The organism is Kribbella sp. NPDC002412, assembly GCF_053592935.1.
Window position 1 is genome coordinate 63,676 of record NZ_JBSFBL010000043.1, and the last position, 20,926, is coordinate 84,601.

Annotated in this window: 21 protein-coding genes; 3 read left to right on the forward strand and 18 right to left on the reverse strand. The window is 69.4% G+C overall.

All coding sequences use genetic code 11. The features are described 5' to 3' along the window. Nucleotides 1-73: 73 nt before the first annotated feature. From ACWCOV_RS29655 to ACWCOV_RS29670, 4 genes are read right to left on the reverse strand one after another with little or no spacing between them, the layout of a single operon-like run. Complete coding sequence (locus tag ACWCOV_RS29655) at nt 74-1,600, reverse strand: precorrin-2 C(20)-methyltransferase (RefSeq protein ID WP_449832611.1); 1,527 nt, start codon at nt 1,598-1,600, stop codon at nt 74-76. Beyond that, nucleotides 1,597-2,235 carry a precorrin-8X methylmutase gene (locus tag ACWCOV_RS29660; protein ID WP_449832612.1) on the reverse strand — a complete coding sequence of 213 codons (639 nt, stop codon included), beginning with the start codon at nt 2,233-2,235 and terminating at the stop codon, nt 1,597-1,599. Before ACWCOV_RS29660 ends, ACWCOV_RS29655 begins: the two co-directional genes overlap by 4 nt. Continuing rightward, the gene (locus tag ACWCOV_RS29665) at nt 2,232-3,332 is read right to left on the reverse strand and encodes a precorrin-3B synthase (protein WP_449832613.1); all 1,101 of its coding nucleotides are present in this window, start codon (nt 3,330-3,332) and stop codon (nt 2,232-2,234) included. The genes ACWCOV_RS29660 and ACWCOV_RS29665 overlap by 4 nt, the downstream gene beginning before the upstream one ends. A gap of 10 nt (nt 3,333-3,342) precedes the next feature. Then, nucleotides 3,343-4,506 (reverse strand): MFS transporter, encoded by a 1,164-nt coding sequence (locus tag ACWCOV_RS29670; protein ID WP_449832614.1) that lies wholly within the window; start codon nt 4,504-4,506, stop codon nt 3,343-3,345. 254 nt (nt 4,507-4,760) lie between these two features. Between ACWCOV_RS29670 and ACWCOV_RS29675 the strand changes: the two genes are divergently transcribed. Next, entirely contained in the window at nt 4,761-5,243 is a 483-nt protein-coding gene (locus ACWCOV_RS29675) for a MarR family winged helix-turn-helix transcriptional regulator (RefSeq protein WP_449832615.1), read from the forward strand. 48 nt (nt 5,244-5,291) lie between these two features. Continuing rightward, a complete protein-coding gene (locus tag ACWCOV_RS29680) occupies nt 5,292-6,728 on the forward strand; it encodes an MFS transporter (RefSeq protein WP_449832616.1) in 1,437 nt (478 codons plus the stop codon). Nucleotides 6,729-6,766: 38 nt separating this feature from the next. On the opposite strand, the gene cobF is transcribed toward ACWCOV_RS29680, so the two are convergent. The 6 genes from cobF to ACWCOV_RS29710 are packed head-to-tail and all read right to left on the reverse strand — an operon-like array spanning nt 6,767 to nt 11,041. Further along, on the reverse strand, nt 6,767-7,534 hold the full coding sequence (gene cobF / locus ACWCOV_RS29685; RefSeq protein ID WP_449832617.1) for a precorrin-6A synthase (deacetylating): 768 nt from the start codon (nt 7,532-7,534) through the stop codon (nt 6,767-6,769). 40 nt (nt 7,535-7,574) lie between these two features. Further along, entirely contained in the window at nt 7,575-7,931 is a 357-nt protein-coding gene (gene frdD / locus ACWCOV_RS29690; protein ID WP_449832618.1) for a fumarate reductase subunit FrdD, read from the reverse strand. Continuing rightward, nucleotides 7,928-8,308 carry a fumarate reductase subunit C gene (locus tag ACWCOV_RS29695; RefSeq protein ID WP_449832619.1) on the reverse strand — a complete coding sequence of 127 codons (381 nt, stop codon included), beginning with the start codon at nt 8,306-8,308 and terminating at the stop codon, nt 7,928-7,930. The genes frdD and ACWCOV_RS29695 overlap by 4 nt, the downstream gene beginning before the upstream one ends. Beyond that, on the reverse strand, nt 8,305-9,048 hold the full coding sequence (locus tag ACWCOV_RS29700) for a succinate dehydrogenase/fumarate reductase iron-sulfur subunit (RefSeq protein WP_449832620.1): 744 nt from the start codon (nt 9,046-9,048) through the stop codon (nt 8,305-8,307). Before ACWCOV_RS29700 ends, ACWCOV_RS29695 begins: the two co-directional genes overlap by 4 nt. A 2-nt stretch (nt 9,049-9,050) precedes the next feature. Further along, nucleotides 9,051-10,790, reverse strand: a complete 1,740-nt coding sequence (frdA, locus tag ACWCOV_RS29705; protein ID WP_449832621.1) for a fumarate reductase (quinol) flavoprotein subunit — start codon at nt 10,788-10,790, stop codon at nt 9,051-9,053. Nucleotides 10,791-10,807: 17 nt separating this feature from the next. After that, a complete protein-coding gene (locus ACWCOV_RS29710) occupies nt 10,808-11,041 on the reverse strand; it encodes a hypothetical protein (RefSeq protein WP_449832622.1) in 234 nt (77 codons plus the stop codon). Between the two features lie 215 nt (nt 11,042-11,256). On the opposite strand from ACWCOV_RS29710, the gene ACWCOV_RS29715 reads away from it, so the two are divergent. Beyond that, nucleotides 11,257-12,318, forward strand: coding sequence for an ABC transporter substrate-binding protein (locus ACWCOV_RS29715; protein ID WP_449832623.1), 1,062 nt, complete (start codon nt 11,257-11,259; stop codon nt 12,316-12,318). Between the two features lie 43 nt (nt 12,319-12,361). On the opposite strand, the gene ACWCOV_RS29720 is transcribed toward ACWCOV_RS29715, so the two are convergent. The 8 genes from ACWCOV_RS29720 to ACWCOV_RS29755 form a co-directional block, all read right to left on the reverse strand. Further along, nucleotides 12,362-13,591 carry a serine hydrolase domain-containing protein gene (locus ACWCOV_RS29720; RefSeq protein WP_449832624.1) on the reverse strand — a complete coding sequence of 410 codons (1,230 nt, stop codon included), beginning with the start codon at nt 13,589-13,591 and terminating at the stop codon, nt 12,362-12,364. A 100-nt stretch (nt 13,592-13,691) separates the two neighbouring features. Continuing rightward, entirely contained in the window at nt 13,692-14,690 is a 999-nt protein-coding gene (locus ACWCOV_RS29725; protein WP_449832625.1) for a LacI family DNA-binding transcriptional regulator, read from the reverse strand. 25 nt (nt 14,691-14,715) lie between these two features. Beyond that, the gene (locus ACWCOV_RS29730; protein ID WP_449832626.1) at nt 14,716-16,068 is read right to left on the reverse strand and encodes an amidohydrolase family protein; all 1,353 of its coding nucleotides are present in this window, start codon (nt 16,066-16,068) and stop codon (nt 14,716-14,718) included. Beyond that, on the reverse strand, nt 16,065-17,186 hold the full coding sequence (locus ACWCOV_RS29735; RefSeq protein WP_449832627.1) for an NAD(P)/FAD-dependent oxidoreductase: 1,122 nt from the start codon (nt 17,184-17,186) through the stop codon (nt 16,065-16,067). The genes ACWCOV_RS29730 and ACWCOV_RS29735 overlap by 4 nt, the downstream gene beginning before the upstream one ends. A gap of 25 nt (nt 17,187-17,211) precedes the next feature. Then, nucleotides 17,212-18,339, reverse strand: coding sequence for an ABC transporter ATP-binding protein (locus ACWCOV_RS29740; protein ID WP_449832628.1), 1,128 nt, complete (start codon nt 18,337-18,339; stop codon nt 17,212-17,214). Beyond that, nucleotides 18,336-18,956, reverse strand: coding sequence for an ABC transporter permease (locus ACWCOV_RS29745; RefSeq protein ID WP_449832629.1), 621 nt, complete (start codon nt 18,954-18,956; stop codon nt 18,336-18,338). Before ACWCOV_RS29745 ends, ACWCOV_RS29740 begins: the two co-directional genes overlap by 4 nt. A 189-nt stretch (nt 18,957-19,145) precedes the next feature. Further along, nucleotides 19,146-20,036 (reverse strand): ABC transporter permease, encoded by an 891-nt coding sequence (locus ACWCOV_RS29750; RefSeq protein ID WP_449832630.1) that lies wholly within the window; start codon nt 20,034-20,036, stop codon nt 19,146-19,148. Beyond that, nucleotides 20,033-20,926 (reverse strand): extracellular solute-binding protein (locus ACWCOV_RS29755; protein WP_449832631.1); only part of this gene is annotated, 894 nt, incomplete at its 5' end. The genes ACWCOV_RS29755 and ACWCOV_RS29750, both read right to left, overlap by 4 nt.

The following is a 20,926-nucleotide window of genomic DNA, read 5'->3' on the forward strand; positions in this document are numbered from 1 at the left end:
CGCTTCTCCTCACTGATCAGCTCCGCGCGGGTCCTACCCGCCGGGACTGCTTCTACACAGCCGGACGGCGGATTTAACCGGCCTCTGGGGCGGCCTCACTCACCGTCGCCGGGTATCGGCGGGGAGTGAAGACCAGCGGGCCGGCCGGGCGGGGCACGGTGCGGGTCTGTGACGACCCGATCACCAGCAGACACCGCATGTCAACCGCTTCCGGGTCCAGTTCGGCGAGCGTGGTGACGGTGATCTCTTCTTCCGGGCCGCCCACGTCGCGTCCGACGACGACCGGCGTACTGGGCGAACGGTGTTCGAGGAGCAGGTCGCGGGTGGCGGCGACCTGCCAGGTACGGGACTTCGAGGCCGGGTTGTAGATCGCGATCGCGAGGTCGGCCGCGGCGGCCGCGGACACCCGCCCGGCGATCACGTCCCACGGCTTCAGGCGGTCCGACAGCGACAGGACGCAGTAGTCGTGCCCGAGCGGCGCGCCGACCCGGCTGGCGACCGCCTGTGCCGCGGTCATGCCGGGCAGCACGCGTACGGCGATGTCGGCGTACTCGGGCTCGGACGCGACCTCCGTGACCGCACTGGCCATCGCGAACACCCCCGGATCACCCGACGACACCACGACCACCTTGGCGCCCTTGCGAGCCAGGTCGAGCGCGAAAGCGGCGCGCTCGGACTCCACCCGGTTGTCCGAGCCGTGCTTGCGCTGACGGGCGCGGTCCGGCAGGCGGTCGACGTATGGGCCGTAGCCGATCAGGTCGTCGGCGCTCGCGATCGCCGCCCGTACCTCTGGCGTCATCCACTCCGGTCCGGCCGGCCCGAGACCGACGACGGTCACCGAGCCTTCCGCCTCGGTCTTGGGCGTCGGAGCGGTGAACGTGTTGTTGATCGGGCTGGGGAGCAGGGCGAGCGAGAAGTACGGCACGTCGTCCGGGTCCACGTCGGTCAGCGGAGCGGTCCGCTGCGCGTCGGTCGTCGCGCGTTCGACGTACCAGGCCTCGTCGGCCCGTCCGGCCAGCTCGAAGGCCTCTCGTACGTTGGCGAACGTCCGGCCGAGCTTCATCACCGCGGCTGCGTCGGTGTTCCGCAGCCGGTCCGCCAGCACGTCGGGCGGCAGCGTGCCGGGCAGCACGGTCAGGATCTCGTCCCGCTCACACAACGGCCGACCGAGTACGGCGGCCGCGGCGCTGACCGACGTGACGCCGGGAACCACCTCACACGGGTACCGGTCGGCGAGCCGTTTGTGCATGTGCATGTAGGACCCGTAGAACAGCGGATCCCCTTCAGCCAGTACGACGACATCGCGCCCGGCGTCGAGATGCGCCGCGAGCCGGGCCGCGCAGTCCGCGTAGAAGTCGTCCATCGCACCCTGGTAGCCGCCCGGGTGGTCGGTCGTCTCTGTCGTCAGCGGGTAGACCAGGTGCTCCTCGAGCTGCCCTTCGGTGAGGTACGGCGCCGCGACCGAGCGGGCGATGCTGCGGCCGTGCCGCGCGCTGTGGAACGCGATCACATCGGCCGCGCCGATCAGCCGGGCCGCCTTCACCGTCACCAGTTCGGGGTCGCCCGGGCCGAGCCCGACGCCCCAAAGCCGCCCGCTCACTCGGCCTCACTCGCGATCGCGTTGACTGCTGCGGCGGTGATCGCGCTGCCGCCGCGTCGCCCGGTGACCACGAGGTACTCCAGCCCGAGGTCGTTCGCAGCCAGCGCGTCCTTGGACTCGGCCGCGCCGATGAACCCGACCGGGATGCCCAGGATCGCAGCCGGCCGCGGCGCCCCGTCCGCGATCAGCTCGAGCAGCCGGAACAGCGTGGTCGGAGCGTTGCCGATAGCAACAACAGCTCCGGCGAGGTGGTCGTGCCAGAGGTCGGCCGCGGCGGCGCTGCGGGTGGTCTGCAGGCGTTCGGCGAGCTCGACGGTCCGTGGATCCTGCAGCGTGCAGATGACCTGGTTGCCGGCGGGCAGCCGCTTCCGGGTGATCCCGGCCGCCACCATCTGGGCGTCGCAGAGGATCGGCGCCCCGTCCTGCAGCGCGGCTCGCGCGTTCTTGACCACGTTGGGCGATGCCTTGAGGTCCGCGACCAGGTCGGTCATCCCGCACGCGTGAATCATCCGTACGGCGACCTGCGCCAGGTCGGCCGGGAGCCCGCCGAGCCCGTCCGCCGCCTCGGCCCGGATCGTCGCGAAGGACCGCCGGTAGATCTCCGCGCCGTCCTTCACGTACTCGAACCCACTCACATCCGCTCTCCGTCGATCGAATACCCGTTGCCTAGCGCAAGCACGTCCACGAACTCGCCGGACGGCTTCCCGCACCGCCGCTCACACCCGGACCAGTGCACCGGCCGCCCGTGCCGCGGCAGCCGCGGGGTCACCCGCCAGGCCTCCGCCCGGACGTCCGCGAGCGCCTTCGCGCACCCCGGCTGACCAGCACACGCTGTCACACCGTTCCACGGCGAGTCCGGCTTTGTGACCAACCCAACCTCGTCCAGCCGCGCACTGTGGTCAGCGCTGTCGACCAGCACCAGGGACCGCCACGGCGTGATCCGGACCGCCTCGGCCACGTCGGCGACGACGGCCGCTTGCTCCTGCCCAAGGCTGCCCAACGGCACGGTCACCACCATCGCGGCCCCGTGCTGGCCGGCGGTGAGCGTCGAGGTTGCCGTTGGAAGGTCTTCGGTTGTATGGAGTCCGAGCCGGTCCAGGATCCGGCGTTCGCCGTCGTCGAGCTCGGCGATCCGCCACTCCTGGCCGGCGCGCTCCGCCAGGAACGCCTCCGCCACCGCGACCATCACCTCAGGAACCTCAGCCCAACTCACCCGCACCCCGAGCGCACCCAGGCTGAGGACTGCCCCGCGCTCGTCCACCGCACGCGCCACCACATCCGCCTGCAGCCCACTCAAATCCCCACGCCCGTCGTCCAGCGCGAACAGGAACCGCCCGGGCAGCTCAGCAAGCCCCGACCGCGAGCACAACGCTTCATCAACCGCGCTGACCAGCGGTATCACGTCGTACCTGCTCTGGTCGTCCAGACCGGAGAGCGGTGACGCCAGGATGTTGCGGACGCGCTCGTGCGAGATCGACGGGAGCAGTCCGGCGTCGTACAACCGCTGCGACAGCTCCCGCGGGCCGTCCGCCGTCAGGCCTCTGACCTGTACGTTCCCCCGCGAGGTCAGCTCGAGCCGGCCGTCACCCAGTTCAGCTGCCGCCAAACGCAGTACGTCGAGCTGCTCGACGGTCAGCGCCCCGCCCGGCACCCGCACCCGAGCCAGCCCACCATCGGCCGCCTCATGCACCGCCAGCACCCCAGGGCACCGATCCGCCTCAGTCCTACGCACCCACGAGATGCTACGTGGACCTTCTGAACCTCAGCAGCACGGTGCAGGCAAGCAGAGCGCACAGCCCGCCGCAGACCATCGCGACCGAGGCAGACCACGCGTCGACGACGAGGCCGCCCAGCAGAGCACCGGCGGACAGCGTCGACTGGAACGACGAGGTGAACAACACCGTCGCCGCCTCTCGGGTCCGGGGGAGCGCCCTGGCGAACAGGCTCATCGAGCAGACGGGCACGCCGCCGTACCCGAGCCCCCAGACGACCAGGAGGACCACCGCTCCCGCCGTACTGCGTCCGAGGACGGGCAGTAGCAGCGTGGCGGCAGCGATGAGCCCCGCGCAGGTCAGGAACGTCGCATGCAGGTGCCGTCCGGCGCTGCTCCCGGCGACGAGGTTGCCAACCAGTCCAGCCACGCCGTACACGAGCAGCAGCCCACTGAGCAGCTCCGGCTGCAGGAACTCTCGCAGGAATGTCGTGACGTAGGTGTACGTGCCGAAGTGTGCTGTCACGATCAGACAGGTGAGTGCCAGGGCCACTCCGGTGCCGCGCTGTCTCAGCGCTGCCTGCAGTACCGCCGGACGGGTCACCTGTAGTGGGGGTAGCGGAGGCACGAAGGCATAGAGCCCGCCCAGCACGGCGAGCGTCAGCAGGCCGAGTACGGCGAACGCCGTACGCCAGCCCGCGATGTCGCCGAGGTAGGTGCCGGCCGGTACGCCGAGGACCGAGCCCAACGGCACCGCCGAGAAGATCACCGCCGTGGCTCGCACCGCGGACCGCTCCGGCACCAGACGCCCGGCAAGACCGGCACCGATGGACCAGAACCCGCCGATCACCAGCCCGACCAGGACGCGCGACAGCAACTCCAGCCAGTAGGCCGACGCAGTGGCCGCGAGCAGGTCGGCCGCGGCCAGCACGAGCATCAGCGCGCACAACATCACCCGCCGGTCGAGCCGCGCGGTCGCCACCGTCACCACCGGCGCCGCCACCGCGGCGACCAGCCCCGGCATGGTCATCAACCACCCCGTCCGCCCGGCCGAGAGCCCGAAACTGCTGCCCATCGGCCCGAGCAGCCCCACCGGCAACATCTCCGCCGTGACGATCGAGAAGATCCCGAACGTCACCGCCCCAACTCCCAGCCACTCCCGCACCCCAGCCCGCACCGTCGTCCCAGTCGCCATGCCCTCCACCCCACCCGCCCCGCCGCGCGAACACCGGCGACTTCACGCCCTCGCCGTCCACGTCGCATTCCCGCCACCGCGGTCTGTCGGTGGGCTGTGCGAGGGTCAGCCGCATGGCACTGAGAGACCGGCCTGGCCGGCGGCTGACCTGGCCCTGCGGGACGCCGTGGTCGGGTGCTTCCAGTTCGTTCATCAACGGCGCCGCGGGAGAATGATCCGGTGCGGGATTATCTGTCGCGGGATAGTCTCGAGGTATGGCGGCAACCCCAGCTCGGACTGTTCCTGACCTCACCGGCTACCTGACTCACGCGGGTCATGTGCTCGAGACGCAGTTGTCTGCCGCGTTGGCGGAGGTCGGGCTGACGCTGCGGATGCAGTGCGTCCTGCGGCACGCGCTCGAGGCGGAGCGGACACAGATCCAGATCGCCGAGCTCGCGTACCTGGACAAGACGACCATGGTCGTCACCGTCGACGCGCTGGAGAAGGCCGGGTATGCCGAGCGCAAACCGTCGGCCACCGACCGCCGGGCCCGGATCATCGCGGTCACCGACGCCGGCGCCAAGATCGCGCACGAGGGCCAGCGCATCGTCGACCGGGTGCACGCCGAGGCCCTGGCCGCGCTCGCCGCCGACCAGCGCACGCCGTTCGTGAACGCCCTCGCCGAGCTCGTCGACGGCCACCTTTCCACTCCGGTCGAGGCGCAGCCGGTACGGCGAGCACGCCAGCGCACCCCATGATCCACCAATAGATCGTCTGCTACGAAACTATCTGTTATGGTCGTTTTCATGACGACTACTTCGGCAACCCCCGCACCCACGATCGATCACCCAGGCCGGGTGAAAGCCCTGATCGTGCTGTGCGTCATGCAGCTGATGATCATCCTCGACGGCACCGTGGTGACCGTCGCGCTGCCGACCATCCAGGAGGACCTCGGCTTCTCGCAGGCCGGCCTGGCCTGGGTGATGAACTCGTACCTGATCGCCTTCGCCGGCCTCCTGCTGCTGGCCGGCCGGATCGGCGACCTGCTCGGCAGCAAGCGCGTCTTCGTCGCCGGGCTCGGCCTGTTCACCGCCGCCTCGCTGCTGTGCGGCGTCGCCACCAGCGCCGAGATGCTGATCGCCGGGCGGTTCCTGCAGGGCGTCGGCGGGGCGCTCGCGTCCGCCGTCATCCTCGGCATGATCGTCAAGCTGTTCCCGGCTCCGGGTGAGCAGGCCCGCGCGATGGGTGTCTACAGCTTCACCGCGGCGAGTGGCGCGTCCATCGGCCTGATCTTCGGCGGCGTGATCACCCAGACGGTCGGCTGGCACTGGGCGTTCCTGATCAACGTGCCGATCGGCCTGCTCTCGCTGGCGTTCGCCGTACGCGTGCTGGCGGGGGAGCAGGGCATGGGCCTCGGCAACGGTGCTGACGTGCTGGGCGCCGTACTGGTGACCGCAGGACTCTCGCTTGGCGTCTACACGATCGTCCAGACCGCTGAGCCGCACGCGTCGCTCCTGCGCACGCTCGTCCTGGCTGTGGTCTCGGTGTTGTTGCTGGCGGCGTTCGTACTGCGTCAGGCGCGCATCGCCAACCCCCTGCTCGCACTGCACATCTTCCGCAAGCGCCAGGTGACGGTGGCGAACGTCGTCGTGGTGCTGCTGTTCGCAGCCGGCTTCGGCTTCCAGTTCACGACCGCGCTGTATGTGCAGCGCGTGCTGGGCTACGACTCGCTCACCACTGGCCTGGCGTTCCTCCCTGCGCCGCTGATGAACGCCGTGATGTCGCTGTCCATCGCACCGCGCCTGACAGTCCGCTTCGGCCCGCGCGTCATGCTGACCGCTGGACTCGCCGCCTTCCTGGTTGCCCTGCTCTGGATCAGCCAGGCGCCTGTCGATGGCTCGTACGTCGTCAACGTCGCGCCAGTGCTCGCGGTGATGGGCGCCGGCATCGGTCTGGCCATCCCGGCCGCGATCATGCTCGCCATGTCGGGTGCCGAACCCGGTGACGCCGGTCTGGCCTCCGGGCTCAACAACACTGCGCAGCAGGCCGGCGCTGCGGTCGGCACCGCCGTACTAGCCACGCTGGCCGCGTCGACAACCGCCAGTCGGTTGGCTGACGGCGCGAGCGACGCACTGGCTCTCCGGGACGGGTACGGCGCCGCGTGGCTCGCAGCCGCCGCCTTCGTCCTCGCAGCGCTCATACTCACCGTCGCCCTACTGCTCCGCCGATCACCGGACGCCTGACCAGAAGCTGCAGTGTGGTCGACCTGGGCCCGAGGCGGCTAGTTGTTGTCGTTGTGTCTACGAAGGAGGTAGGTGTCCATGATCCAGCCTTTGCGATCCCGGGCTTCGGCTCGGAGCTTCTCGATCTCGGGGGCGACCTCGCGGAGGGGGCCTGAGATGAGCAGCTCGTCGGGTGTGCCCAGGTAGGCGCCCCAGTAGATGTCTGCGTCCTGGTCGAGGTGTTCGGTGAAGGCGGTCTGCGCGTCCAGCATCACGACCACGTCGTCCACGTCCTCGGGCCACGCCTTCGCCAGCCGGCGGCCGGTGGTGATCTGGATCGGCCGGCCGACCTGGTTCAGGCCGACCCGGTGCCGCGCCGCCAGCGTGGATACGCTGCTGATCCCCGGGATCACCTCGACCTCGAACGCCAGCTCACCCCGCGCCAGGATATCGTCCAGGATCGCCAGCGTGCTGTCGTACAGCGACGGGTCACCCCAGACCAGGAACGCGCCGACCTGGTCCTCGCCGAGCTCCGACGCGATCAGCTCCGCGCACACGTCGGCCCGGCGCCGCCGCCAGTCGTCGACGGCTTCGACGTACGCGCTGGTGGTCCGGTCCCGCTCGGGATCGCGGCCGACAACGACCCGGTAGTCCTTGTCCGTCGCGTACCGGCGCAGGATCTCCGCCCGCAGGTCGACCAGCTCCTGCTTGACCTCGCCCTTGTCCAGCACGAAGAACACGTCGACCCGGTTCAGCGCCGACACGGCCTGCATCGTCACCTGCTCCGGATCGCCCGCACCGACGCCGATCACCACGATCTCCCGCATGCCGCAGACCCTACGTCACTACGCTCGGTGAGCGGCTCAGTCAAACGGACAGCAGGAGTGCGGCGGCGACCACGGTCCCGGCTACGGCGCCGCCGTAACACAGCACCACGATGGGTACGCCGTACCGCTTGAGCTGGAGCCCGTCGTACAGGGTGAAGCGGAAGCGATGCGCCCAGTGGAACAGGCACAGCGCGCACAGCCCGAACAGCACCAGCCGGGTGATCCAGTTCCGCAGTATCGCCAGCAGATGCGAGTGATCCGGCGGCGACAGCAGGTCCAGGGGGAATGCGATGCCGAACAGGAACAGCAGGATCGGCACCATCAACGCGGCGACCATGCCGCCGGAGCTGAACAGCATCCAGAGCAGCGGTTCCGGGTACGGGCGGCGGCGGTTCATCGCAGTACCAGCCAGGCGACGACGGCCGACAGCACCAGCCACAACAGGTAGTGCCCGACGACGACCTGAGGCGGTGGTATCCGCTGCCCGCGCAGCCGGATCACCATCGCCCGCGGCGCCAGGCCGAACCAGGTGACCGTGTGCAGCAGCACGAACAGCAGCGCGATCACGTTGATCGCGATCATCCACCACTGCCCGCTCCAGTCGAGGAAGTCCTGGTACGCCGCCGGCCCGTCGCTGACCGCTTTCACCAGCAGGAGCAGGAAGACCACGAACCACGCGACGAAGACGCAGCTCAACTCACGCAGCACGAACAGCAGGTACGACCGGCGCTCGAGCCACCAGAACAGGTTGAGCGGCCGCTGGTACGTGCTCATCGCCGGCTCCGCGGCATCAGCAGGTCCTTGATCGACTGCGTCGCCGCGGTCAGCTTGTACCGCTGGATCGCGCCCGCCGGATCCACGTCCTTCGGGCACGCCGCACTGCACTCGCCGACGAACGTGCAGGCCCAGATCCCTTCCGGCGACGACAGTACGGCGAGACGCTCGTCGGCTCCCTCGTCGCGCGAGTCGAGGTTGTACCGCTGGGCCAACGCGATCGCGGCCGGTCCGATGAACTCCGGCTCGAGGCTGTAGACCGGGCAGGCCGAGTAGCACAGCATGCAGTTGATACACATGCTGAACTGCTTGTACTCGTCCAGCTCCTCCGGTGTCTGCAGGTACTCGCCCTCCTCGACCGGACTGTGCACCTCACGCACCAGCCACGGCTTGACCGTCGGCAGCTTGGTCATGAAGTCGTCGATGTCGATGACCAGGTCGCGGATCACCGGGAAGTTGCGCAACGGCTCCACCCGCACCGGACCGGGCGCGTAGTCGGTCAGGAAGGTCGCGCAGCTCAGCTGCGGCTCGCCGTTGATCGTCATGCCGCAGCTACCGCAGATGCCCATCCGGCACGACCACCGGAACGACAGCGTGCCGTCCAGTTGGTCCTTGATGTACGACAGACCGTCCAGCACCGCCCAGTGCTCGCGCAGCGGCACCTGGTAGGACTGCAGCACCGGCTCGGAGTCCTGCTCGGGCCGGTAGCGCGCTACCTCGAGGGTGATCTCGTCTGCCATCTCTACCTCCCGTACACCCGTTCTCCCGGCGGCCAGCGGGTGATGGTCACCGGAAGGTACGTGACGCGGCTGGTGCCGTCGGGGTCCCGCCGTACCAGTGAGTGCGCCAGGAACCGCTCGTCGTCGCGAGCCGGGAAGTCGACGCGCTGGTGGGCGCCCCGCGACTCCTCCCGGCGCAGCGCGCAGGCGATGATGCTCTCGGCAACGTCCAGCATGAAGTCGAGCTCCAGCAGGGCGATCAGCTCGGTGTTGAACCTCGTGCTGTGGTCGTCGATCGCGGCATGGGTGAAGCGCAGCCGGAGCTCCGCGAGCTGCTCGGCCGCCTTCGCCAGCGAGTCGCCGTCCCGGTAGATGCCGGCGCCGGTCTCCATCGTGTTCTGCATCTCGGTCCGGATGTCCGCGATCCGCTCGTGCCCCTCGGCGTGCCGGGCCAGCTCGTCGGTCAGCCGCCGTACCTCGTCCCGGCCCTGCGCCTCGATCGCCTTCGGTACGACGTTGCGGTAGCGGCCGGCGAACACCGACGCGGCCCGGCCGGCCCGGTTGCCGAAGACGAGGCACTCGGGCAACGAGTTCGATCCCAGCCGGTTCGCGCCGTTGATGCTGACACAGGCCACCTCGCCGGCGGCGTACAGGCCCTCGAGCGAGGTGGCGCCGCGGATGTCGGTGTGGATGCCGCCCATCATGTAGTGCACGACCGGGCGGACCGGCACGAGCTCCTTGACCGGGTCGATGTTCTGGTACTTCGAGCACAGCTCCCGGACGAACGGCAGCTTGGCGTCGATCAGCTTCGCGCCCAGGTGCCGCAGGTCCAGGTTCACGACCGGCCCGTACGGCGTGTCGATCGTGCGGCCCTTGTCGAGCTCGTGCACGAACGCCTGCGACAGGCGGTCGCGTGGACCCAGCTCCATGCTGCGCATCACCGGGGTCGGGGACGGCGTACCGAGGTCGTAGTCCTGCAGGTAGCGGTAGCCGTCCTTGTTGAGCAGCCAGCCGCCTTCGGCGCGGGCCGCCTCGGTGATCAGGATGCCGGTGAAGGGCAGGCCGGTCGGGTGGTACTGGACGAACTCCATGTCCTTCAGCGCGGCGCCGGCGCGGAGGGCGAGCGCCATCCCGTCACCGGTCTTGATGTTCGCGTTCGTGGTGAACGGGTACACCCGGCCGCATCCGCCGGTGCACACGATCACCGCGCTCGCCGTGATGGTCTCGATCCGGCCGGTCGACAGCTCGATCGCGACGACGCCGTACGCGCGTCCGTCGTCGACCAGGATCTTGGTGACGTACCACTCGTCGTACCGGACGATGTCGGAGTAGGACAGCGCGGTCTGGAACAGCGTGTGCAGCAGGTGGAACCCGGTCCGGTCGGCGGCGAACCAGGTGCGCATCTTCTTCATCCCGCCGAACGCCCGGACGGCGATCCGCCCGTCCGGCTGCCGGCTCCACGGGCAACCCCAGTGCTCCAGCCGCAGCAACTCCCGCGGCGCCTCCTGCACGAACGCCTCGACCGCGTCCTGGTCGCACAACCAGTCGCTGCCGGACACCGTGTCGTAGGCGTGCTCGTCGAGCGAGTCGTCGTCCGCCGCCACCGCCGCGGCCCCGCCCTCCGCCGACACCGTGTGACTGCGCATCGGATAGACCTTCGACACCACCGCCACCCGCAGCGCCGGATTCGTCTCCGCCACCGCGATGGCAGCCCGCAACCCCGCGCCGCCGCCACCAATCACCACGACGTCGTGAAATGTCATCGTCTGGGCCCGCCCCGTCAGGCTTCGTGATCGCCGCTGTGCTCGTCCATCAGGATCTTGCCGTCGTGCCGCACGGTCTGGATCCGCACGCTCCCGTCATGAAACTCGTGCCGGATCCGGCGGCACCCGCACGCGTACCGCACGTCGTCCATCCGGAACCCCTCGAAGTCGTCCTCCTGGCTCCGGTCCGCGTCACCCACCCGCCCACACGGCGCCCGCTCCGCGGTCAGGTGCGTCCTGGTCCCGGTCATCCGCCTACCTCCAGACCCCATCCAGGTGTTTGTGACTCACATCACACCTCGATAGTGCGCCCGACAACCAACCGCGGGCAATGCCTCACTTCCTTCCCGCGCCCCGGCGACACGTGCTCCGCCACCGCCCACCGCCGCGAGCGACCGCCCCGCCTGACTCGGGGAGTGGGTAATCCGTTTGCTGGTTGGTGGTGGGGGCGGATGCAATGTGGGGCATGGTCAGCCAGGTGGGATTGTCGGTTCAGGTAGGGGCTCTCGTTCCGCTCAGTCGGCCTGGTTGGGTTGAGGCAGGGCGGCATCTGCTTGCCGGGCTTGAGCTGGGCGTGAGCGGGGTCAACGACGCCGGTGGTATCGGCGGACGGACGCTTGAGTTGGTGGTGAGAGACACCGCGGCCGACCCGCAGCGCGCCGCGGATGCCGTGGATGAGCTGGCGGATCTGGGCGTGGCTGCGTTGGTGGGGGAGTATCACAGCGTCGTCGCTCGCTCCGTTGCCGCGCGGGCCGACGCGCTCGGCCTGCCGTACCTCTGCTCGTCAGCCGTCCTCGACGCGCTCACCGAACAGCCGACCGACTGGGTAGCCCGCCTCTCCCCGCCGCAGTCGCGCGGCTGGACGATCTACGCCGACTTCCTCCTCAGCGCAGGCCACACCCGAATCGCCGTAGCGACCCAGCCGAGCGTCTACTGGGCAACCGGGACCCGCATCCTGCAGGACTACCTCGCCTCACACGGCGGCACAGTCGTCGAACTCGACATGGCCGCCCTCACCCCGGCAGAGGTCTGCGACGAAATCGTCGCCAACCAAGCAACCGCCTTGCTCCTTCTGGTAGGCATCCCAGATCCAGCTGTGCCAATCGTGAAAGCGGTCCGCGGCGACCAGCGCCTCGCCGGCACCCTGATCGGCGCTCCAGCCGGCCAACCCGAGTTCGACGAATGGGCGACGTTGCTAGGCGACGACGGCAACGCGGTCCCGTTCCTCCGCTACCTCCCCGAGCACCTCACCCCACTCGGCGCCCAAGTCGAGAAGAAGCTCCGCGACCACCTGGGGGCCCCACCGTCCTTCGTCGCCTACGAGGGCTACGACGCGATCGCCGTACTCGCGGAAATCCTCGACAAGCCCAAAGCCTGGCCGGACGTAGACCTCGAAGGCACCCGCGGCCAGATCCGCTTCTCCCGCACCCCGGGCATCAACGTCTGGCAATGGACCTGGCCACCGGTCCAGGTAGTCGACCGAGACCCGGCCGACCCCGCTCACTTCCGAATCCTCCACACCGGCTGACCACACCCAAGGCCGGGACCGCCCCCGGCCTTGGGCTCAGGTGTCAGTCGTCGATGGCCTGGTAGAGCGTGGTCCAGAAGTCGTGCATCAGGTGGATCGAGTGGGGGGCGGAGGCACCCACCTGGGTGAGCAGGATTCCGGTGAGTTGGTTGGTCGGGTCGGCGTACGTCGAGGTGCCGCTGCCGCCGTCCCAGCCGAACTGGCCGATCGGTGCGTAGTCACCGCGGTACGTGCGGACCGCCATCCCGAAACCCCAACCACCGTGCTGCCCCTGGCCGAACGACACGTGGACGTTGTCCCGGGCCAACGCAGTCCGGGCAGCGGTCTGCTCCGGCGTGAGGCGGTTGGTAGTCATCAGCTCGACAGCGGCCCGGGACAGGATCCGCTCGTTCCCGTGCGTCCCGCCGTTCAGCAGCATCTGGAAGTAGGCCTGGTAGTCGTCAGCGGTGGACACGAGCCCACCGCCGCCGCCCGGGAACGCCGGCGGCTGGCTCCACCGGCCGCCCTTGGCCTCGTCCCACACCAGGAACTCGCCGGTCTGCGGGTCGGGGGCGTAGAGGTCCGGCAGCCGGTCGATCTTGTCCTCGGGGACGTGGAAGCCGGTGTCCTTCATGCCCAGCGGCTCGAAGACGCGCTCCCGCAGGAACGACTCGAACGACTGGCCGGCGACCCTGGCGACGAGTACGCCGACCAGGTCGCTGCTGATCTGGTACTGCCACTGCTCACCGGGCTGATGCATCAGCGGCAGCGTGCCCAGCCGGCGCATCCACTCGTCCGGCTCGGGCATCGGCTCCGGGAGGTTCGGGGTGAGCCCCTGCTCGAAGACCGCGCCCATGATCGGAGTGCCCAGCACCGTCATGTCCATGCCGAGCCCGAACGTCGAGGTCAGCACGTCCCGCACGGTGATCGGCCGCCGCGCCGGCTCGGTGTCGTCGAGCGGACCGTCGATCCGCTTCAGCACCTGCCGGTTGGCGAGTTCGGGCAGCCACTGCTCGACCGAGTCGTCCAGCCGCAGCCTGCACTCGTCGAGCAGGACCATCGCTCCCGCGATCGAGAGCGGCTTGGACGTCGACGCCATCCGGAAGATCGTGTCCCGCCGTACGTCGGCGCCACCGTCGTGACGCATCGTCCCGATCGCCTCGACGTGCGTCTCGCCGCCCTGGCTGACCAGCGCTACGACCCCGGGGATCTTCCCGGCGTCGACATGCCGCTGCAGTACGTCGTGCAGTCTGCGTACTCCTGTTGCGCAGAAGCCAGTGCTGCGAGTTTCCATCGTGATATCTCCCTCGTACCGTGTGGTCGCGCTCATGGCAGCAACCATCCCGGTCCGCCCTGACACGGGGCCGCCACCGCCCTGACACGCGACGGGAGAGCTAGGCGTCCTCGCCGCACGAGGTACGGGGGATCAAGGTCGGGGCAAAGTCCAGCTGAACCGCCCGGTCCGGGTTCTCGACGATGAGCTCGGCCGCTCGCTGCCCCATCAGATCCGCCGGTTGGGCGATGACCGTGATCCCGAGAGCTTCGGCCCACGGGAAGTCGTCGAGGCTCAGGAACGCGATGTCGTCCGGGATCACGAGGCCACGCCTGGTCAAGGCGCCATGTACGGCGGCCGTCAACCGGCCGGTGTTGCAGACGATGGCGTCCAGCGGCGTACGGCGGTCGGCGGCGCGTCGCAGCAGCGCGTCCATGGCGCCGTCGACCTCTTGCCCGGAGTTCGCGATCGCAACGGCGTCCTCGGGCAGGTCGAGGCCGGCCTCGGCCAGCCCTTGCCGCAGTCCTGCCGTGCGCTCGATCTGGGTCGGACGCCGGCTCGCCGAGATCACGCCGACCGACGTCCGCCCGCAGCTGACCAGGTGCCCCGCCATCAACCGGCCGGCCTCGACGTTGTCCAGGCGGACCGAGTGCAGGCGGTGCGGTGGGTCCGGCACCGACCGCGCGATGATCACGCAGGGCGTGCCGCCCTCGGCCATCCGGCGCGTCCTGGCGTCGGTGGCGTCGCCGGTGGTCACGATCAGGCCGCGCACGCGCTGCTCGTTCATGGTCTGGACCTGACCGACCTCGCGATCGACGTGCCGGAAGGTGTTCGCGAACATGACCAGGCTGCCGTTGGCCGCGGCGACCTCCTCGATACCCCGCATCAGGTCGAGGTAGAACGGGCTGGACAGGTCGTCGATCACCACGCCGATCGTGCTCGAACGCCCGGCGAAGATGCTCTTGGTGAGGGCGTTCGGGCTGTAGTCGAGGCGGTTCACCTCTTCCCAGACCTTGGTCGCCGTCGCCTCCTTGACCTGGCCGCCGTTCAGGACGCGGGACACCGTGGCCACGGAGACACCCGCCGCGGCCGCGACGTCGCCGATGGTCGCTCGCTTCACACCTCCCCCTCTCCTGCCGGGTCCGTCAGGCGGATACGCGTTGACCGTCGCGGACCACCATCTCACCGCCGACGATCACGCTGTCCACTCGATCCAGCTCCGCCGGGTCGGTCAGCACAAGGTCGGCGATCGTACCCGGAGCGAGGTGGCCGCGTCGCGGCGCCACTCCCGGGATGGCGTCGGCCACGTTCGCGGTCGCCATCGCGATGGCTGCCGGCAGCGTGACGACTCCGGCTTTCGTCGACCGGTCGATCGCGAGCAGGATCGAGTCGTGGTGTCCGCCGGCGTAGTCGGTCGAGATGGTGTCGACCAGCCCGGCGGTGAACAGCTCGAAGAGCAACTCAGGTCCTGTCGTGAGCCGTTGCGCACCGAACGTGTCAAGCGTTGAGACGTCCACGATCGCTCCCGCTTCCTTGAGCCGTACGGCGTGCTCCACAGCCTCCCGCAGGTCGAAGCTCGAGTGGTTGGAGTGTCCCGCGATCAGTGCCACGTCGGTCTTCGCGATCGCGGCGACCTGGGTCATCGACGCGGCCGCGTTGTGCACCAGCACCGGAACACCGGCGCGCCGAGCCTGGTCGGCGGCTTCGGCCAGGCCGTGCAACGCGATGTCGAACGCCGGCAGGATGATGCCCGACACGATGTCCTGGATCTCCTCGACGGACAGCTTGCCGGACAGCCCCGCGGCTGCGAGCGCCTCTTCGACCGCGTCCCGGTCGAACGAGGTGGCGGAGATGTGCCGTCCGAGCACCGCGACCTTGAGCGCGTCTGCCTGCCGTGGGGTGATCGTCACCCCGGTGCGCTTGTGCACCTCGGCGGGGATGTACATGTAGCTCGCGCCACCACCGCCCAAGGTGTGACCCGCACCGATCTCGCCGAGTGCGACCGCTCCCGCATCGACAGCCCGGCGGGCGGTGAAGGTGCGGTTCTCCTCGGCGAGCCCACCACCGTCGGCGATGGTCGCTGCCTCCAGACAAGCCGGGGTGTTGCACGAGGCGAGCTTGATGTTGAGCGGGTGCGTCTCGTTCGTCCGGGCGAGAGCCTCGGCGGTGACGAACCCGTCGACGCAGAGCACCGTCGTCGTACCCTCCAGCAGGTGCCGGTCGAGGTTGGCGTGCACCTGCTCGGGCGACAGCCCTTCGTGTCCGCTCGGGAAGAGCGGCCCGTACGCGGTGCCGTGGGTGTGGTTGTTGATCAGACCCGGAATCGCCAGCTTGCCGTCGGCTTCGACGATCTCGTCGACTCTGCTGTAGGTCTCGGCCGGCCGGGTGGGCACGATCTCCCGGATCGTGTCCCCTCCCAGCACGATGTCGATCCCGGATCTGAGTTCCTGGCTGCGGCCGTCGACCAGGTCGCAGCCGCGTACGACGGTCGTCGTCATCGAACCGCCTCATCGGAACCAAGCCGCTCGAAGCGGAACGCGGCCAGCTCCTGACCGTGGTCCTCGCCGAGCACTTCGGCCGCGACGAGGGCGCCGGCGTGGACGCTCAGGGTCGCGCCGCTGTGCGAGACGGAGAAGTGGAAGTTGGGCAGTTCGAGGGCACGGCCCAGCACTGGCAGTCCGTCAGCGGGGATGGGGCGCTCGCCGACCCGCACGCTTTCCACCTTTGCGGCCCGAATCCCTGCGTAGAGGGCGCATCCGGCCTCGAGCACCTTGTCGACCGCGGCCGGATCGACACTGATCTCACCAGTCTTGGAAACGCTGGCCGCGCCGTCGATCTCGTGGGTGTGCAGCAACAGCCGTCCGGCGCCGTCCGGACGCAAGTGGACGTGGGGCGCGTGGATCACGCGGGACACCGCGACCGCGACCGGCGAGGTGTAGATCAGCACGCCGAGGGTGTTGCGCATCGGCAGGACCAGCCCGGCCAGCTCGGCGATACCGGCAGCCTTCGGTCCCGCGCAGTTCACCACCGCATCCGCGGTCAGGCGCCGGCCGGAGGCGAGTTGGACTGCCCGGACAAAGCCGTTGTCCACCTCGAATCCCGACACGGCGTCGTTCCAGATCACGTCGGCTCCCGCGCCGGCGAGCAGGTGACCGATGAGCCGCGCGGGCTCGATCCAGCCCTCGGTGGGGAAGTAGGCGATCTCGTCGGCGGGCAGCTCGTCGGGATTGAGATCGGGCTCGAGCCGCAGCGCCTCCGCCCGGGTCAGCCACCGCGCGTCGTACCCGTAGTCCAGGAGTCCGGAGACCTTCGCCCGCAGCTGCTCGCGCTCGCGGTCGTCGCCGCCCCACTCCAGATTGCCGCCCTCGTGGTACCAGTCGCTGCCCGCGACCTCGGCGGCCAGCTTTCGGTGTGCGTCCATGCCCGCGACGCTCAGCTCGTGGTACGCGTGCGGCTGCTTGCCGTTGGAGTTTGTCCACGAGAAGGTCGCGCCGGACGTGCCGCCCGCGGGCGCTCCGGAGTCGACGACGGTGACTCGGGCGCCACGCCGTACCAGCTCTGCGGTCACTGCCGCGCCGTAGACGCCGGCACCGATGACAACGACATGTTCAACCATGTGATTCCTGTTCTCCTTCTGGGATTCAGTGGGCGGCGCGCAGCGCACGTGCGGCGCCCGCGGGGATCGAGACGGTGGTGTGTTCGCCAACGCTGGGCAGGGTGCGAGCGCCGGGATCGGGTACGGCGACCCGCAGCCGAAGCCCCTCGGCGATCTCCAGCACGACGGTGGCGAGGCTGCCTTCGTTGACGAGCTCGACGACCGTGCCGTCGATCGACGGACCGGGCTGCGGATCCGCCAGCCGGAGAGCCTCTGGCCTGAGCAGGACCTGAACGGCGTCGCCGTCAGTCAGCCCGCCCGTGGCCCGGGCGCGAACGATGTGCGACGTGGACAGCCGGACCGTGCACTCGCCGTTGCCGGCTTCGGTGCACACGCCGGACAGCAGGTTCGACTGCCCCACGAATCCGGCCACGAACGCGCTGACCGGCTGGTGGTAGATCTTGTCGGGCGTGTCGAGCTGCTCGATGCGGCCGTCCCGCATCACCGCGATCCGGTCGCTCATCACCAATGCCTCGGTCTGGTCATGGGTGACGAAGATCGAGGTGATGCCGAGCTCGCGCTGCAGGTGCTTGATCTCCAGCCGGAGTTGCTCCCGCAACTTGAGGTCGAGGTTGGACAGCGGCTCGTCGAACAGCAGGACCTTCGGCCGTACGACGATTGCCCTGGCCAGCGCAACCCGCTGCTGCTGTCCACCGGAGAGCTCACTGGGTCGCCGGTCTCCCCGCCCGGCCAGACCGACACGCTCGAGCGCGTCCGCCACCCGGGTCCGGATCTCGGCCTTCGCGCACTTGCGCATCCGCAGCCCGTAGGCCACGTTCTGCCCGACGGTCAGGTGCGGGAACAGCGCGTACTGCTGGAAGACCATCGCGGTGTCCCGCTTGTCCGGCGGCAGCCGGTGCACGTCGTGCCCGTCGAGCTGGATCCGGCCGCCGTCCGGTGTCAGGAACCCCGCGACCATGTTGAGGGTCGTCGTCTTGCCGCAGCCCGAGGGGCCGAGCAGGGTCAGGAACTCGCCAGGATGGACGTCGAGGTCGAGAGACTCGACGGCCACCGCGGACCCGAACTGCTTGCGGACGCCGCGCAGGCTGACGGCGTGTCCGGTGGTCGCCGCCGGCGTGACGGTCTCGTCGGCGATGCGAGCGGGCGCGCTCATTTGCTACCTCCGTGAAGGAACTCGGTCAGGCGGACGAACCGGGACGCGACGCCGGCGATGACGCAGATGCCGAGGACGCTGGTGACGGCGACACAGGCCAAGGTCGGCGAGTACTCGTACTCCATGTACTGCAGGAGGCTGATCGGCAGCGTGCTCGACGAGCGGGTGGTGAGGAACAGCGAGAGTTCCACGTTGTTGAAGGACACGATGAAGGCGAACAGCGCCCCGGCGAACATGCCGGACCGCATCAGCGGCAGCGTGACGGTGTAGAAGGCCCGCCAGGCCGAGGCGCCGAGGTCGCGAGCAGCGCGCTCCCAGACTTGGGCGACTCCGAGCAGGCTGACTCCGACAGTTCGCAGTACGAACGGAATGCCCACTAACGCATGCGTCGCGACGAGCAAGGTGGGGCCGATCAGTCCACGCGCGCCGAGCATCGAGACGAGCTGGACCACGGACAGGCTGATCACGATCTCGGGCAGCAGCAACGGGCTGGCGAGAAACCCCTCGAGCACGCCGCGCCCACGGATGCTGCCGCGAGCCAAGGCGTACGCCGCGGCGGTGCCCATCACCAGCGCGCAGGCGGCGGAGGCGAGCGCGACCTCGGCGGACAAGGCCATCGGCAGCAGCCACTCCCTGCGTGAGCGCGTCGTTCCACCAGCGAAGCGAAATGCCGCTCGGTGGGAAGGCGGGGTAGACGTCGGGCTGGATCGAGGTCCAGACCACGACCAGCATCGGCACCGCGATGAAGGCGAGGACCAGCACGAGCAGTACGCCGCGCAGGACCGGCCAGGGGCGGATCGGCATGCTCACGCCTCCTTCCGGGACCGGCGGCCGGCCAGCAGCAGGACGGCCACGATCAGGGCGCCGACCGCGAGGATGACCACCGAGATCGCGGCGGCCTGTCCCCATTCGAGGCTGACGACCATGCGGTCGCGCACGAGAGTCGCGAGCGTCTGCACCCGCCCACCTCCGAGCACGGCGGCCGACGCGTAGGCGCCGAGGCTGATCGCGAACGTCAGCATGAACCCGGCGATCAGGCCGGGCCGGATCAGCGGGAGCGTGATCCGGAGGAACGTGGCCGCCGGGCCGGCGCCGAGATCCCGCGACGCGCGTTCGAGCACCGGGTCGACGCTTTGCACGCTCGACATCGCGGTGAACACCGCAAACGGGAGCAGCACGTGGACGAGTCCGAGAACCACGGCGAAGCGTGAACCGATGAAGGGGACCGGCTCGTTGGCGAGCCCGCTCCACAGCAGCATCTTGTTGACCAGCCCGTCGTCCTGGAGCACGACCAGCCATCCATAGGTGCGTACGACGACACTCGACACAAGAGGCGACACGACGATCAGCAGGACGAGTGTGCGTGCCCGCGAGCCGGACCGTACGACGTAGTGCGCGACGAGCAGGCCGGCCGCCGTACAGACCACTCCGACCGCGGTCGACATCCAGACGGTGTCCCAAAGGACCGACCGGAAGTAGCCGTCGACGAACAGGTCCCGGTAGTTGGTGAACGTGAGCGATCCGGTGACCGCGGCGCCGTCGTACGTGAGCACGCTGCTGGCCAGCAGGATCGCGGTCGGGACCGCGAAGATCGCCAGTACCCACACAGTCGCGGGCAGCGTGAGCCAGGGGAGGGCCGAGCGTGTCGGGTGGTGGGCCGCGCTACGGGTGAGCGGACTCAGCGTGGCCGCTGTCATCGCACAGCCTCCGCCCACTCCTGACCCCACGCCGTCCGGTTCTTCATGACCGTGGCCGGATCGGCGATCTTGAGCTTGTCGAGCTGTGCGGGAGTGGTGATGTGCTTGGCGGCGAACTCGGCCGGGAACTGCAGGCCGGTGATCGCCGGCCCCACGTTGTAGGCGAGGGCCCAGCGCTGCTGCACCTCCGCGGACAGCCAGTAGTCGATGAACTTGTGGGCGGCTTCCTTGTGCTCGGCGCCTACCGGGACGGCGAGCGAACCCAGCGACGCGTACGTCCCCTCGCGCGGAACCGTGTAGTCGAAGTTGGTGGTCTTCGCGTAGATCGCGGCTCGCCCGTCGAGGTAGGGGAACGCGGTGGCGGTGCCTTTCGTCATGAACGGCACGGCCTCGGCGGAGGCCTTGGGCGTGGCGAGCGCGTACTTCGCGAGCTCCGCGATCCGCGCGAACCCGGGTCCGGTGTTGTCGATGCCTCCGCCGTCGAGTTCGGCGGCGCTGAGCATCGCGTAGACGCCGATGATGTTCCCCGGATCGAAGATCAGCGCGCCCGAGCGGTACCGCGGGTCCCACATCGCGCTCCAGCTCGTGGGCGGTTGCGGGAAGGACTTCTTGTTGTACATCAGCACGACCTGCTGGACGTCCTGGATGGCGCCGACGCCGTACGTCCCGGCCTGAAGCTTCGGCGCGAGCTTCGCGATGTTGGGCACCTGCTCGGGCGTGATCGGGGAGAGCAGCTTGTCCCGGCTGCCCTGGTACAACTCGAGCCCGGTCATCACGCCGACGTCGAACCCCGGATTCCCGTTCGACGCCCGGATCGCCGCGTACCGCTCCGACGCCGCTGGCCCTGGCACCTTCGGCGAGCACGAGGCCGACCTGTGCCGCCTCAGCCA

Coding starts and splice junctions, on each gene's coding strand:
- ACWCOV_RS29675 (WP_449832615.1), top strand. CDS start 4,761: ATGGCGGCAACCCCAGCTCGGACTGTTCCTGACCTCACCGGCTACCTG.
- ACWCOV_RS29710 (WP_449832622.1), bottom strand. CDS start 11,041: ATGACCGGGACCAGGACGCACCTGACCGCGGAGCGGGCGCCGTGTGGG.
- cobF (WP_449832617.1), bottom strand. CDS start 7,534: ATGCGGGAGATCGTGGTGATCGGCGTCGGTGCGGGCGATCCGGAGCAG.
- ACWCOV_RS29700 (WP_449832620.1), bottom strand. CDS start 9,048: ATGGCAGACGAGATCACCCTCGAGGTAGCGCGCTACCGGCCCGAGCAG.
- ACWCOV_RS29750 (WP_449832630.1), bottom strand. CDS start 20,036: ATGACAGCGGCCACGCTGAGTCCGCTCACCCGTAGCGCGGCCCACCAC.
- ACWCOV_RS29720 (WP_449832624.1), bottom strand. CDS start 13,591: ATGGAAACTCGCAGCACTGGCTTCTGCGCAACAGGAGTACGCAGACTG.
- ACWCOV_RS29695 (WP_449832619.1), bottom strand. CDS start 8,308: ATGAGCACGTACCAGCGGCCGCTCAACCTGTTCTGGTGGCTCGAGCGC.
- ACWCOV_RS29735 (WP_449832627.1), bottom strand. CDS start 17,186: ATGGTTGAACATGTCGTTGTCATCGGTGCCGGCGTCTACGGCGCGGCA.
- ACWCOV_RS29730 (WP_449832626.1), bottom strand. CDS start 16,068: ATGACGACGACCGTCGTACGCGGCTGCGACCTGGTCGACGGCCGCAGC.
- frdD (WP_449832618.1), bottom strand. CDS start 7,931: ATGAACCGCCGCCGCCCGTACCCGGAACCGCTGCTCTGGATGCTGTTC.
- ACWCOV_RS29680 (WP_449832616.1), top strand. CDS start 5,292: ATGACGACTACTTCGGCAACCCCCGCACCCACGATCGATCACCCAGGC.
- ACWCOV_RS29740 (WP_449832628.1), bottom strand. CDS start 18,339: ATGAGCGCGCCCGCTCGCATCGCCGACGAGACCGTCACGCCGGCGGCG.
- frdA (WP_449832621.1), bottom strand. CDS start 10,790: ATGACATTTCACGACGTCGTGGTGATTGGTGGCGGCGGCGCGGGGTTG.
- ACWCOV_RS29715 (WP_449832623.1), top strand. CDS start 11,257: ATGGTCAGCCAGGTGGGATTGTCGGTTCAGGTAGGGGCTCTCGTTCCG.
- ACWCOV_RS29745 (WP_449832629.1), bottom strand. CDS start 18,956: ATGGCCTTGTCCGCCGAGGTCGCGCTCGCCTCCGCCGCCTGCGCGCTG.
- ACWCOV_RS29670 (WP_449832614.1), bottom strand. CDS start 4,506: ATGGCGACTGGGACGACGGTGCGGGCTGGGGTGCGGGAGTGGCTGGGA.